General features: G+C 62.1%; 11 protein-coding genes and 1 pseudogene. 3 read left to right on the forward strand and 9 right to left on the reverse strand.

The annotated features are described in order from the left end of the window. Nucleotides 1–30: 30 nt before the first annotated feature. The 3 genes from AB4N98_RS26930 to AB4N98_RS26940 form a co-directional block, all read right to left on the reverse strand. A complete protein-coding gene (locus AB4N98_RS26930; RefSeq protein ID WP_175404216.1) occupies nucleotides 31–168 on the reverse strand; it encodes a hypothetical protein in 138 nt (45 codons plus the stop codon). An 11-nt stretch (nucleotides 169–179) separates the two neighbouring features. Next, nucleotides 180–392, reverse strand: coding sequence for a hypothetical protein (locus tag AB4N98_RS26935; RefSeq protein ID WP_017530645.1), 213 nt, complete (start codon nucleotides 390–392; stop codon nucleotides 180–182). A gap of 68 nt (nucleotides 393–460) precedes the next feature. Continuing rightward, nucleotides 461–1006 (reverse strand): hypothetical protein, encoded by a 546-nt coding sequence (locus tag AB4N98_RS26940; RefSeq protein WP_017530644.1) that lies wholly within the window; start codon nucleotides 1004–1006, stop codon nucleotides 461–463. A 399-nt stretch (nucleotides 1007–1405) separates the two neighbouring features. Here AB4N98_RS26940 and AB4N98_RS26945 point away from each other — a divergent pair, with 399 nt between their 5' ends. Continuing rightward, nucleotides 1406–2815: a circularly permuted type 2 ATP-grasp protein gene (locus AB4N98_RS26945; RefSeq protein WP_017530643.1), complete on the forward strand. Its 1410-nt coding sequence runs from the start codon at nucleotides 1406–1408 to the stop codon at nucleotides 2813–2815. A 3-nt stretch (nucleotides 2816–2818) separates the two neighbouring features. Beyond that, the gene (locus AB4N98_RS26950) at nucleotides 2819–3769 is read left to right on the forward strand and encodes an alpha-E domain-containing protein (RefSeq protein WP_017530642.1); all 951 of its coding nucleotides are present in this window, start codon (nucleotides 2819–2821) and stop codon (nucleotides 3767–3769) included. A gap of 64 nt (nucleotides 3770–3833) precedes the next feature. Here AB4N98_RS26950 and AB4N98_RS26955 read toward each other — a convergent pair whose 3' ends face one another. Further along, entirely contained in the window at nucleotides 3834–6092 is a 2259-nt protein-coding gene (locus tag AB4N98_RS26955) for an ATP-dependent DNA helicase (RefSeq protein WP_460149110.1), read from the reverse strand. Further along, nucleotides 6089–7738 carry a VRR-NUC domain-containing protein gene (locus AB4N98_RS26960; RefSeq protein ID WP_460149111.1) on the reverse strand — a complete coding sequence of 550 codons (1650 nt, stop codon included), beginning with the start codon at nucleotides 7736–7738 and terminating at the stop codon, nucleotides 6089–6091. The genes AB4N98_RS26955 and AB4N98_RS26960 overlap by 4 nt, the downstream gene beginning before the upstream one ends. Nucleotides 7739–7924: 186 nt before the next feature. Here AB4N98_RS26960 and AB4N98_RS26965 point away from each other — a divergent pair, with 186 nt between their 5' ends. Beyond that, nucleotides 7925–8149, forward strand: coding sequence for a YgdI/YgdR family lipoprotein (locus AB4N98_RS26965; protein ID WP_017530639.1), 225 nt, complete (start codon nucleotides 7925–7927; stop codon nucleotides 8147–8149). A gap of 81 nt (nucleotides 8150–8230) precedes the next feature. Here the strand turns inward: AB4N98_RS26965 and AB4N98_RS26970 are convergent. The 4 genes and pseudogenes from AB4N98_RS26970 to AB4N98_RS26985 form a co-directional block, all read right to left on the reverse strand. Continuing rightward, nucleotides 8231–9654 (reverse strand): annotated as a pseudogene (locus AB4N98_RS26970) (polyurethane esterase). A gap of 41 nt (nucleotides 9655–9695) precedes the next feature. After that, nucleotides 9696–11033, reverse strand: coding sequence for a TolC family outer membrane protein (locus AB4N98_RS26975; RefSeq protein WP_017530637.1), 1338 nt, complete (start codon nucleotides 11031–11033; stop codon nucleotides 9696–9698). A gap of 2 nt (nucleotides 11034–11035) precedes the next feature. Further along, entirely contained in the window at nucleotides 11036–12349 is a 1314-nt protein-coding gene (locus AB4N98_RS26980) for an HlyD family type I secretion periplasmic adaptor subunit (protein ID WP_460149112.1), read from the reverse strand. Beyond that, nucleotides 12346–14097, reverse strand: a complete 1752-nt coding sequence (locus AB4N98_RS26985) for a type I secretion system permease/ATPase (RefSeq protein WP_068931830.1) — start codon at nucleotides 14095–14097, stop codon at nucleotides 12346–12348. Before AB4N98_RS26985 ends, AB4N98_RS26980 begins: the two co-directional genes overlap by 4 nt.

Below are 14097 nucleotides of genomic sequence, written 5' to 3' on the forward strand. Positions count from 1 at the left end.
GCGCAACGCGTTAGACGCCGCCGAAGCCGATCAACCTATGGCTGCGTCGGTATTGCCCGGCTCGCCCGCTTCATCCGGATCCAGGAGCGGCACTTGCGCATCGTCCATCAGCGAGCCGGGGTCTTCGTTGCCTGGGTCGTTGGGTTCTTCGTCCAGTTCTTTTGCCATGACCGGTTCCTCTAGCCGCCCTGGGTATCGATATCGGCATCGGTTTCAGGCTTGGGCTCGCGCTCGGGCTTGAAGTCAGGGCTGTAGTCGTTGTCCCTGGCCGCAGGGTCACTGGCGGGCCTGGGGTCTTTCGGTGCATCGGCGGCGGTGCCGGGCGTCGGCTGCCCGACGTCGATGGCCGGGTCGTTACGGTTGCTCATCTGTGGGTCGTTGTCTGTGCTCATGCTTCACCTCTGCCTGTGCCGGATAACGTTAAGGCGCTGCGGCGGGGCGTGAAGTTCCATGGGATTGCTCATCGGATCGGATTATCGATCTGGATATAGAACGCGTACATCCCCAGCAACAGCCAGAACACCATGAACAACCAAGGGGCGCGCATCGAGAACAGCAGCGACTTGCGATAACCCTTGTGGGATGACTCCACTTCCGAGAACAACGGCGACTCGTCATAGGCCAAGCCCATCACCGGCTCGCTGCGCAGCAGTTCACTTTGCTTGTAGTGCCAGTGATCGATGATTTCGTAGGCCGCGCGAATGCCGGGCCAGGCGTTGAGGGAACTGAGAATGCCCAGCGCCACCAGAAATACCGGTACCACCAGCGTGAATAATTTGCCCCACTCGGGGTTCAGGTTACCCATGCCCGAGACAAAAGCGATCACCAGGAACGACTGCGCCGTCAGGTAGGCGTCGGTGCGGTTGGCGAGGATCGAGGTTTCGTACTGGATCTCGCGGCGATAAAAGTCCAGGCGATCCTTGGGTGAACCGAACATCTTCGCGTTGTGTTCATTGTGGTCGGTCAGGGCCGCTTCGGGGGTGTCGGGGGCGATGATTCTGGGCACGACGATGCTCCACACTGTTGCGAAACCCGTTAGAAGAATCACGGGTGGGCGAAGTTCAAGTTTGTTGCGCACCAAAGCGGGGCGCGCCTTGCTTTATTGTGGGGACAAGCAACAGCCCCTGTAGTGGGCGTCCACCTGCTACCCCATAGCCCGGTTATCCCTACAAAGCCTGCTGATCACCGGGTAATCGACACGCCGCTGCGGTTTAGGCACACGCATTGCTTAAACCATTCATCTGCCCCAATACAGGAACATTCGTTACCCCCCGACCCAGAGCCGACCCCATAAGAAAGTAAGGACCAGGCCTGTTGGCACCCTGCGCCACGGGCTCATAAAAACATGCGTTTTTTTAAGCGGCAGTGCCTCCCCTGCAATGCTGGGCACTGACAAGGTACTGGAATGGCTCGATCTTTCTTTGATGAAATGAATGACGCAAACGGCGTATGCCGTGCGCACTATCAAGACTTCTCCCGCTGGCTGGCCAATACGCCGCCGGAACTGCTGGCCCAGCGTCGCCGCGAAGCCGATTTGCTGTTCCACCGCGCGGGAATCACCTTCACCCTGTACGGCGACGAGCAGGACACCGAGCGCCTGATCCCCTTCGACATCATCCCCCGCAGTATCCCCGCCAGTGAATGGCGCGTGATCGAACGCGGCTGTATCCAGCGGGTCAACGCGCTGAACATGTTTCTTGCCGATATCTATCACGACCAACGCATCATCAAGGCCGGGATCATTCCCGCCGATCAGGTGCTGGGCAACGAGGGTTACCAGAAGGCGATGGTCGGCCTGGACCTGCATCGCGGCATCTATTCGCATATCTCCGGCGTCGACCTGGTGCGCGACGGCGACGGCACCTACTACGTACTGGAAGACAACCTGCGCACCCCCAGCGGCGTGAGCTACATGCTCGAAGACCGCAAGATGATGATGCGCCTGTTTCCCGAAGTGTTCGCCAGGCAGCGCATCGCGCCGGTGGACCACTACCCCAACCTGCTGCTCAAGACCCTGAAAAGCTCCAGCCGCCTGGACAACCCCAACGTGGTGGTACTGACCCCGGGCCGCTTCAACAGCGCGTTCTTCGAACACGCGTTCCTGGCCCGCGAGATGGGCGTTGAACTGGTGGAGGGCGCGGATCTGTTCGTACACGACCTCAAGGTATTCATGCGCACCACCGATGGCCCCAAGGCCGTGGACGTGATCTACCGCCGTATCGACGATGCCTTCCTCGACCCGCAGGCGTTCAACCCCGAGTCGATGCTCGGCGTGCCGGGCCTGGTCGCGGCGTACTGCGCGGGCAACGTGGTGCTGGCCAATGCCATCGGCACCGGCGTGGCGGATGACAAGTCGATCTACCCCTATGTGCCGGAAATGATCCGTTTCTACCTGGACGAAGAGCCGGTGCTGCAGAACGTACCGACGTTCCAGTGTCGCAAGCCGGATGAACTGTCCCACGTGCTGACCCACCTGCCCGAACTGGTGGTCAAGGAAACCCAGGGCTCCGGCGGCTACGGCATGCTCGTGGGCCCTGCCGCCAGCGCCGCCGAGATCGAGGACTTCCGCCAACGCATCAAGGCGCGCCCGCATGCCTACATCGCCCAGCCGACCCTGAGCCTGTCCACCTGCCCCACCTTTGTCGAAAACGGCATCGCTCCCCGGCACATCGACTTGCGCCCCTTTGTACTGTCGGGCAAGGAAACCCGCCTGGTGCCCGGTGGCCTCACACGGGTGGCCCTGCGTGAAGGCTCGTTGATCGTCAACTCGTCGCAAGGCGGTGGAACCAAGGACACCTGGGTGGTGGAGGATTGAACCATGTTGAGTAGAACCGCCGCAGATCTGTACTGGATGTCCCGTTACCTGGAACGCGCCGAGAACCTGGCGCGCATGCTGGAAGTCAGTTATTCGCTGTCGTTGATGCCCCAGGCCGGGCACACCGATGGCCTGGACGAACTGGCCATGTCGTTGCTCAGCAGCGGCACCCTGGACAGCTACCTCGAACGCCACCAAACGCTGGACGCCGAGCGCATGTTGCACTTTTTCGCCCTCGACGAAGAAAACCCCGCCAGCATCTACAACTGCCTGCGCGCCGCGCGCGGCAATGCCCACGCGGTGCGCGGGCGGATCACCGCCGACATGTGGGAAAACCTCAACGCCACCTGGCTGGAAATGCGCAGCATCGCCGCCGGCGGCCTGGCTCGGCATGGCATCAGCCACTTCTGTGACTGGGTCAAACAGCGCTCGCACCTGTTTCGCGGCGCGACCTCGGGCACCATCATGCGCAATGACGCCTACCGGTTCATTCGCCTGGGCACCTTTGTCGAGCGCGCGGACAACACCTTGCGCCTGCTGGATGCGCGCTACGAGATGTTCGGCGAGGAGTCGGAAGAGGTCAGCGACCTCTCGGCACGCGGCTACTACCAGTGGAGCGCCCTGCTCCGGGCGTTGTCGTCATTCGAGGCCTATACCGAGCTGTACCCGAATGCGCTGAATGCGCGGTCGGTGTCGGAACTGTTGTTGTTGCGCAGTGATGTGCCGCGTTCGTTGCATGCCTGTGTCGAGGAATTGAGCCATATCCTCGCCGACCTGCCCGGCAGCTACGGGCGCACGGCGCAGCGCCTGGCGGCGGAGTTTGAGGCACGGCTGAGGTACACCGGCATCGATGAGATCCTGGAAGATGGGCTGCACACTCGCTTGACCGACTTTATCGACACCGTGCGCGAGTTGGCGCGGGCGATACAAAGCTCCTATCTGGAAGTGGTCTAGCCACACCACCGATAAAACTGTGGGAGGGGGCTTGCTCCCTCCCACATGGGGAGTGCCGTCCCCATCAGCTATCGATTGACCACCACTTCGGAAACAGTTGCCGCACCCGCGCCTCGCCAAACCGGTCATCGATCAATATCACCACGCCCTCGTCCTGCTCGCTACGAATCACCCTGCCCGCCGCCTGCACCACTTTCTGAATACCGGGATACAAATAGGTGTAGTCATAACCCGCACCGAAGATCGCGCCCATGCGCGCCTTCATCTGCTCGTTGACCGGGTTCAGTTGCGGCAAGCCCAACGTCGCGACAAACGCACCGATCAAGCGTGCGCCAGGCAAGTCGATACCCTCGCCGAACGCGCCGCCGAGCACGGCAAAACCGATGCCCTGGCTGTGCTCGGTGAACTGATCGAGAAACGCCTGGCGCTCGGCTTCGGTCATGCCGCGCGATTGCTGCCACAAGGTGATTTGCGGGTGTTGTTCGGCCAGCAACTGCGCCACTTGTTGCAGGTAATCAAAACTTGAGAAAAACGCCAGGTAATTGCCCGGCCGCTGTGCGAATTGTCGGGCAATCAGCTCGACGATCGGCTGCAGGGATGCCTGGCGATGCACGAACCGCGTAGACACTCGATCAACGATGCGCACGCGCAATTGCTCGGCCTTGAACGGCGACTCCACGTCGATCCACACCGTGTCCTTGGGCAGGCCGAGCAGGTCGGCGTAATAGTGCCGGGGGCTCAGCGTGGCGGAAAACAGCACGCTGCTGCGGGCGGCCGTCAGCCGTGGGCGGATGAACTCGGCGGGCACCACGTTGCGCAGGCACAGGGTAGAACTGCTGCGCTTGGCGTTGAGCTGACGCTTACTGATATCGAAAATGAAGTGTTCGTTGAACAGCTCGGCGACCTTGGAGAACTGCAGGGCTTCGAAGTAAAAGGCTTGCAGCTCGCCGCTGAGGGAGTCGGGATGGTCGTTGAAGTAGTCGCCCATGGCGCTGGCGCACAGGCTCAGGGCCTGCAAGAGTTTTTCCGGTTTGGCGGCATAGGCCTGATACGGCGCGACTTGTTCCTTGTGCAGGGCGTTCCATTCACGGTTCAGGCGCTGCAAGGTTTTTTTCAGCGGTTCGGGCGCCGTGTCGCGAAGGGTCTTGAGGCGGTATTGATCAAGACTCGCGCTGTACATCGCGCGCGCGCGGTCCACCAGGTTATGGGCTTCGTCGACCAGCACCGCAGCACGCCATCCGTTGAGCTGGGCCAGGCCGAAGAGCATGGCGCCGAAGTCGAAATAGTAGTTGTAGTCGGCAACGACCAGGTCGGCCCAGCGCGCCATTTCCTGGCTCAGATAATAGGGGCACACGTTGTGGGCCAGGGCGACGTCGCGCAGGTTGCGCTGGTCCAACAGGCGTACGTTGGAAGCGGCGATACGGGCGGCGGGCAGACGGTCGTAGAAACCCTGGGCCAACGGGCAGGAATCGCCGTGACAGGCTTTATCCAAGTGTTCGCAGGCCTTGTCCCGCGCCACCAGCTCCAGCACGCGCAAGGCCAGGTCGGGGCTGGCGGCATGCAGTACTTGCGCGGCATCAAGGGCCAATTTTCGGCCGGGAGTCTTGGCGGTCAGAAAGAACACCTTGTCCAGTTGCTGCGGCGCCAGCGCCTTGAGCAGCGGGAATAGCGTGCCAAGGGTCTTGCCGATGCCAGTGGGCGCCTGGGCCATCAGGCAGCGGCCGGTGCTGACGGCCTTGTACACCGACTCGGCCAACGCGCGTTGGCCGGGGCGAAACCCGGCATGCGGGAAACTCAAGGCCTGGGCCGCGCGGTTGCGCGCTTCACGGTGGGCCATTTCGCGCCTGGCCCAGCCAAGGAACAGCGCGCATTGGGTGTTGAAGAACGCTTGTAGTTCGGCGGACTGGAAGCGTTGACTGAGCAGGGTTTCGCCCTCGCCGACAATATCGAAGTACACCAGCGCCAACTCGATCTGCGTCAACCCGAGCTTCTGGCACATCAGCCAGCCATACACTTTGACCTGAGCCCAATGCAGTTGCCGGTGGTTAGCGGGCTGGGCGTCAAGGTCGCCGCGATAGGTTTTCACCTCTTCCAGGCGGTTGGCGTTCGGGTCGTAGCCGTCGGCCCGGCCCCGCACGGTGAGTTGCTGGTAGGTGCCTTCGAGGGCGACCTCATTCTGGTAGTGCGCGCTGCGTCGCGAAGCCACGGTGCGGTGCCCGACGATACCCTCCTGGGCGCTGGGCGATGGGGTAAAGCGCAGGTCCAGGTCGCCGACCTTGGCGGTGAACTCACACAGCGCCCGCACGGCCACGCTGTAGCTCAAGCGACGTGCTCCGCCCAGCGCACGTAGCAGACCGTGACCGGCATCTGGTGGTCGCCACAGAATTCCAGCCAGCGCAATTGATTGTCTTGCAGGCGGTCGCCGGGGCCTTTGACTTCGATCATGCGGTAGGTTTTTTGCGCCGGCCAGAACTGGATCAGGTCCGGCATGCCGCTGCGGTTGGCGCGAATGTCCAGCAGCAGGCGTTCGAACCAGTGGCGCAGGTGCGCGGCGGACAAGCATGCCAATGCCTGTTCCAGCAGCGTTTCACTGAGCAGGTTCCAGAACACGAAGGGCGACTGAAGCCCCCATTTGTCCACGTAGCGCTGGCGAATCACGGTTTTGTAGCGCTCGTCCTGCAGTCGTTCGAAACACGCGTCGAACAGCGGCGCACGGCGTTGATGGAAGTCTTCGCTGTGCAGGTCCGCCGGCCCGCGCTGGAACGGGTGAAAAAACGAGCCCGGCAACGGAGCGAAGATCGCGTCCCAACACAGCAGGCCGAACAACGAGTTGATCAGGCCGTTTTCTACGTAATGCACCGGTGCATCGGGTTCGCTGAGGTGAGCCTGCACGCAGTATTCCACCGACATCAGCGGGTCCGGCAGCGCCAGTTCGAGGTCCAGGCGCGTGACCTCGCGAGGCTTGGACCTGGGCGCGACCGGCCCACCCAATTTGCGCCGAAGACGCGGCATGACGCGCTGCAGGTGTTGCTGCTCGGCGGCACTTTGCGGCGCCTGTTGCGCAAGGGTTGCCAGGGCCATGGCCTGCACGTAGTCCTGCTGGCGCTCCAGCACACGGATCAACCGTGAACGCGCATCGGGATACGCGCAGGCCCGGTAGATCTGCTCGGCCAGGGCCAATTGCGCACTGCGTTCACAGAACTGCCCGATCTGGAACAACAGCTTGGCGCGCCGTTTTTCCAGCCAGGGGTTGTCGGTGCTCAGGGTCGCGACCCGGTGCAGCACCTCGTCCAAGGCTTCAGCGTTTTCAAAGGCTTGCTGGCAGTGGTGCAAAAACAGAAAACCCTGTACGTCGGCACGCGTGCGCAGCCCACGGGACTCGGCGCAGAACTCGACTTTTTCATAGGTGTAAATGCCCAGGTCCGCCAGTACGAATTCGGACCAGTCCTGGTGCAGGTTGCCAAAGAACATCAGGCGCAACCGGTCGCACAGGTCCATCACGGTGAGGCTGTACAACGAATCGGCCAACTCGGGGCACCACTGGGCAAAGCTGCGGGTTTGGCTGAACTGCGCCGCCAACCCCTCCAGCCAGTCGGCCTTCTTGCCCTTGGGCTGATCGATCCAGGGGGCGAAGGCACTCAGGATTTCAGCCTTTTGCAGCAGCGCGAACAGTTCGGCAAAGCCCAGCGGGTGCTGGTCATCCACCCAACCCAGTGCCAACAACGGCACTGCGGCGGCGTGGGTGCAACCCACCTCCCCGTAGTTGAGCTTGCCCGCGCGAAAATGCACGCCTTTGCGCATCACCATGCGCACCAACAGCGCCTGGGAGGCCTGCGGCAACCTGTCAAATTGCTGAATGAAATGCTCTTCGTCAGGATCAAGCAGATCGGCATAGCGTTGCCCCAGCCAATGCAGGACCTGGCGGAAGTTATGCAGGTAATAGAGTGGGTCGTCGAGCGGATTGGCCATGGTGCGCGCTGATCAAATACTGGTTATGCATACAGAGTGCCGCCGCCGATGCTGTGTTGCAATCGGTAATAGATAAATGGCGTACGCAACTTTTTGTATAAAAGTGATCAGATGGGGGGTCGATGGCGTAACATTTACGGCCCGCAGCCCTTGGCGCGGGACTTTTCCGAGTTGAAGGTAAGGATAATGAACATGAAGAATTTGGGGCTGCCGCTGGTTGCACTCACTTTTCTGGTATTGGCCGGTTGCGCGACGCAAACCGTCGTAACCCTGCAAAACGGCACGCAGTATTTGACCAAAGACACGCCAAACGCCAAGACCGCCGACGGTTTCTACGAATTCACCGATATCGCCGGCAAGCGTGTACGCGTCAAGGCCGATGACGTGGCTACGGTGCGCAAGGAAAACTGATTTCCTTCAAGCCACACTGATCAAATGTGGGAGTGGGGCTGTTGGGGTGAGCAAGCAGCGCCCTCACCACAACAGGCAGTTTCAGATGATCACGATCCCCTCCCCCGACAACCCGCTCACGCCCACCAATGTCACCGAATCCCCGCCAAAACTGATCACCGTGTCCCCACCCACTGTCTTGGCGTGATCACGATAGTCCGCACTGCCCTCTACCTGCGTAAACACCAGTTTGTCTGTTGGTTGGTAACCGATGATCCGGTCGTGGCCAAACGGCCCGCTGAACAGGAAGGTGTTATGCCCGCTGCTGTCGCGGATCGTGTCATTGCCTTTGCCGCCTTCGATAAAGTCCGCGCCTTTACCGCCCTGGATCAGGTCATTGCCGGCGCTGCCGATGATGAACGTGTCGCCCGTGTGCGGCTGCGCGTTGCGGTTGAGGTCTTGCACCCAGGTGGTAGCGCGCGCCGGGGCGGACAGGTTGGCGACGATAATCGTCGAATCGCGGCTCATCTGCGCATAGAACCCGGAGTCCAGGATGCGCGTCATGCCGTCGCCATACCCGGTGGGCAAGTGCGAGATCCAGGTCGGCAGGTTGATGATGGAAAACGGCAGCGCGTTCCACAGTGTCGAGGCGTAATGGTCGTTGAAGCTGACGATGTTGTCGGTGGTCGACGCATGGGGCTGGTCATGCACGCCCAGCGATGACCCGCTGAAGGATGAGCCGTCCAGCGCACGGAATACCGGGTCGTTTTCGTAGCCGACATTGAGCACCTTGTCACCGGCGCTCTGGGTCGGCGAGGCATAGGCCACATAGTTGGCGTCCTGGTAGAACCCGGCCCATCTGCCCGCGCTCAGGTCGGCCATGCTGTTGACCGCCAGGCCGCCCAGGCTGTGGCCGCTGACCACCACGTCGTGACCGCCCAGGCCATGGGCGGTGGCGTAATCGGCAACGTTCTTGAGCAAACCGCCAAAGGCCTCGCCCGCGTAGTTTTTTGCGTAATCCCTGGGGCCCAACGCGGCCAGCACGTCACTGACCAGGTCGCCGATGGAATCGCTGATCAGGCTTTCCCTGGGACCGGAGGTGCCGCGAAAGCCGATGCCGATTTCGAGCAATTTACCGGCGTCATCGTACTTGCCCAGCACTTCGGCCTGGGCCGTGGTGTAGCCGGCCTTTTCGCCAAAAAAGGTGCCCCGGGCGTCGGTTTTACCGGTATACCCCAGCGTGCCGGCGCTGATCGGCGTCCAACCGGCTTGTTGCACCGCCTGCAGCGCGGCTTTTCCGAGTCCGGGTTCCACGGCACGCCGGGGATCACGCCCTGGGAATCACTGCTGCCCAGCAACGCACCGACCAATGTGGCCGGCAAGCCCAAGCCCAGCCCGTTGTGCTGGTAGCCCACGGCAAAGCCGTTATCCAGGTTGTGGTAGGTGTACAGCGTGATCGCCATGGCATCGGCGAACAACGCTTTGGAACCCTCGGCTCCGAGGCTCTTATAGTCAAACACACCCATGGTATTGCCTCTTTTGTTGTTGCAATTGTCGAGAACGCCCCTTAACGCGGTGCCGGCCCGAAGGCTTCATCCACCTTGGCCAAGTCGGTGTCGCGCAGGTTGCCGGCGTAGTAATGCAATTTGGTCCAGGCCATGAGGTAGTCGTAACGCGCCTGGGCCAGGTCGCGTCGGGTGCTGTACAGCTGTTGTTCGGCATTGAGCGCATCGAGGTTGACCCGCTCGCCGCCGAGGATGCTTTGCCGGGTCGACACCACCAGCGCTTCGGCAGACGCCAGGGCCTTTTGATAGGCGCGCAGTTTGCTCACGCCGGACAAGCAGGCGCTGAACTGGCGACGCAGTTCGATCAGGGTTTCGCGGGTCTTGCCCTCCAACTCGTACTCGGCCTGCTCCATGGCGCGACTGGCCTGGCGGGTGGACGCCGAGATGCCGCCACCGGCATACAGCGGCAGGCTCACTTCGACGCCTATCGTGTTGGTGTCGTAGCGCTGGTTGTAGGTGTTGCCGCTGTCGGATTCCTGCTGGCGCGAGCTGGCATACGCCGTGACCTTGGGCAGGTGCCCGGCGCGGTTGCGTTCCACTTCATAGCGCGCCACTTCCAGGGCCTGGCGCTGGGACGCCAGCGTGGGGTTATTGCCGATCGCCAGGGCATGCCAACTGTCGTAGTTGGCCGGGGTTAACGTAAACGCTGCAAAGCCTTGGTTGAGCGGCGCCAGGTCGTGGATGTTGACGCTCTGCACGCCGATCAGCGCGCCCAATTCTCGTAACGAGGCGTCCTGTTCATCCAGCGCCTGGATCTCTTCGGCGGTGGCCAGCTCATAGCGCGACTCGGCTTCGAGGATATCGGTGCGGGTGCCCTCGCCCTGCTGGAACAGGTGCTGGTTCTGCTGGAACTGCTGCTCGAAGGCTTTCTTCTTGGCGCGGGCGATGTCGATCTGGTCCTGGGCAAACAGCGCCTGGGTGTAATAGGTCAGTACCCGCACCAGCAACGCCTGGCTCTTGTCGCGAAAACTCTCGTCGGCGAACAGCGCCTGGGCCACGCCCTTGCGATAGTTGGCGTAGGCTTCGTAGTCGAACAATGGCTGTTGCAAGCTGAAGGTGGAGCCGTAGCTGTTGTAGTTACGGTCGTCGCGGTAGCTGCCGCCGCGCCCGTCCGGCAAATGCGCCTCGGAGTTGTTGCGGCCCTTGTTGTAGTTATAAGACAGCTTGGGCAGCAGGCCGGCGCGGCCGATGGTGCGGTTCTCCAGGCCCGCGTCGCGCTCCTTGATGGCGCCGAGGAACACTGGGTCGTTGCGCAAGGCTTGCTCGTACACATCGAACGGGCCCATGGCGGCCTGGGCGCTGGTGCAGGTCAACAACAAGGCGATAAACACCGGTTTCATGTTCATTCCTCGGTCAACGCGGAGCCGGCGCGGTCGAGCAGCGGCTTGAACAGGTAATTGAGCAGCGAGCGTTCGCCGGTGCGCACGAACATCTCGGCCGGCATGCCGGGCTTGATCACCAGGCCCTGAAGTTTCTCCAGTGCGGCCTCGCTGACGGTGGTGCGCAACACGTAATAGGGCGCGCCGGTTTTTTCATCGAGCATCTGGTCGGCGGAAACCAGGCTGACCTCCCCCGGCACCCTCGGGGTACGGCTCTGGTTGAAGGCCGTGAAGAGAATGTCGACCGGCAAGTGTGTACCGACCTTGTCCACCAGATGCACCGGTAAGTGCCCCTCCACTTCCAGGCGCGTGCCCTGGGGCACGATTTCCAGCAGGGTTTCGCCGGCCCGCACCACGGCGCCTTCGGTGTGCACGCCGAGGTTGACCGCAACCCCATCGGCGGGCGCATTGATTTGGCTGTGCTGCAAGTCGAACCCGGCCGAGGTGAGTTGCTGCTCCAGGGTCAGGCTGCGCAGTTGCGCGTCGGCCAATTGGCTGCGTACCTCCTTCTGGTACTCCTCGCTGTGCTGCTGCAACTTGAGGCGCGATTCGAGGATGCCCTGCTCCACCCGACCGCTTTCACCGGTGTTCTGCGCCAGGTCCTGTTGCACTTGGGACAACTGGCGCTGGTATTCCATCAAGCGGTTACGCGGGATGTAGCCGTTGTCGGCCAATGGTTGCAGATTACTCAGTTGGTCACGCAGCGATTGCGCCTGGGCGGTCAGGTCGCTGCGGGCACGGCGCATGCCATTGAGTTGCGCGGTGGCGCCGTCGATATTGGCGCGAATACCCGCCTGTTCACGGGCGAAGGCTTCACGGCGGCTGCTGAACAGTTGGCGCTGGCCTTCCAGCACCAACGCCAATGCGGGGTCGGGGTTACTGCTCAGTTCGGCGGGAAAGCGGATGCCGGCGCTGTTGTCCCGTTCGCTCTGCCAACGCGCCACGCTCGCCCAGCCCATGCGGTATTGGGCTTGCAGCGAGTGCACATCGGCCTGGCTCTGGGTCTGGTCGAGGCGAAACAGCGGCTGGCCTTGCTTCACCCATTCGCCCTCGCGCACCAGAATACGGCTGACCACGCCGGGGCTGAGGGTTTGCACGGCCTTGCGCTTGCCCGACACCACCACCGTGCCCTGCACCGGGATGCCTTGATCGAGCGGCGCGAGGCTGGCCCAGAGGAAAAACCCGCCAGCGCCGACCACGGTCAGCAGCCAGCCCATCCGGGCAAAAAAACCGGCATCGCGTTCTTTGAAAGGGGGTTCAACAGTGAGGCTGTTCATGCGCCGGGCTTCCTTGCGGCTGAGTACTGACGACTGAAACTGACGCCGGGCTTGTCTTTTGGCGCTTCCTGCTGGCCGGACAAGGCACGCAGCACCTCCTGGCTCGGCCCGAACGCCTGTAGGCGCCCTTCGTTGAGCACCAGCAATTTGTCGGCCTGGGCCAGCGCCGAGGAGCGATGGGTCACCAGCACCACGCTGCTGCCCTGGGCCTTCATCTGTACGATGGCGCTGGCCAGCGCGGCCTCGCCGACGGTGTCGAGGTTGGAGTTGGGCTCATCCAGCACAATCAAGCGCGGCCCGCCGTACAGCGCGCGCGCCAGGGCCACGCGCTGCTTCTGGCCGCCGGACAGGCCGCCGCCGTTGTCGCCCAGCACCGTGTCGTAACCCTGGGGCAAGCGCAGGATCAGTTCATGCACGCCGGCTTGTTGTGCCGCCTTCACCACACACTCAGGGTCAGCCTCGCGAAAACGCGCAATATTGTCGGCGATGCTGCCGCTGAACAACTCAATGTCCTGGGGCAGATAGCCGATATGCGGGCCGAGGTCGTCGCGGTTCCAGCGATGGATGTCCGCGCGGTCCAGGCGCACGGTGCCCGCCAGCGTTGGCCACACACCCACCAGCACGCGGGCCAGGGTGGATTTGCCGGAACCGGAAGCGCCCAAGACACCGAGCACTTCGCCGGCGCCGAGGTTGAAGCTGACCTGATGCAAGCTGGCCAAACGATGCCCCGGTGGGCCCGCGCTGACGTGTTCGACACTTATCTGCCCGTTCGGCGCCGGCAACGCCATGTGCTCCACGTGCGGCGGGAATTCGCGCAGCAGTTCGTCCAGCCGCTGGTAGGCCAGCTTGGCCGAGCTCCATTGCTTCCACACCGCGATCAACTGGTCGATGGGGCTGAGTACCCGGCCCATCAGGATCGAACCGGCGATCATCATCCCGGCGGTCATGTCGCCACGGATCACCAACAGCGCACCCAGGCCCAGCACCAGCGATTGCAGGCACAGGCGCAGGGACTTGCTCAGCGAGCTGATCACAGAACCGGTGTCACTGGCACGGTTCTGCAACCCCAGGAACTGCGCATGCACGGCAAACCAGCGCTGGCGCAGCGCGCCGAGCATGCCCATGGCCTGGATGGTCTCGGCGTTGTGCAAGTGGCTGGTGGCCAGCTGGGTGGATTGCTGGGAAAAACCACTGGCCTCGCCCAAAGGCTTTTTGGTCAGGTATTCGTTCAGGCAGGCCAGGCCGATCAGCAGCAGCGCACCGGCGGTGGCCAGTACGCCGAGCCATACGTTGAACAGGAAAATCACCAACAGGTAGAGGGGAAACCACGGGGCATCGAAGAACGCGAACAGCGCCGGCCCGGTGATGAATTGACGGATATGGGTCAGGTCGCCCAAGGATTGCCCGGCATGCCCCTGGCCGCGTTGCAGGTTGCGTTCGAACGCGGCCTTGTACACGTGCAGGTTGAAACGCCGCTCTAACTGGCTGCCGATGCGGATCACGATAAAACTGCGGATCACTTCAAGTGTGCCAATAAATGCAAAAAAGCCCACGACCATCAGCGTCAACATCACCAGGGTGGTTTCGTTCTGGGAGGACAGCACGCGGTCATACACTTGCAGCATGTAAATCGACGGCACCAGCATCAATAGGTTAATCAAGGCGGTGAAGCAGCCAATACTGATCAAGATGCTTTTATATTCACCCAGCGCCTTGAATAAAGGAGCAGCAACAGGGGGCTTGGCCAT

Source organism: Pseudomonas sp. S3_E10 (assembly GCF_054667615.1).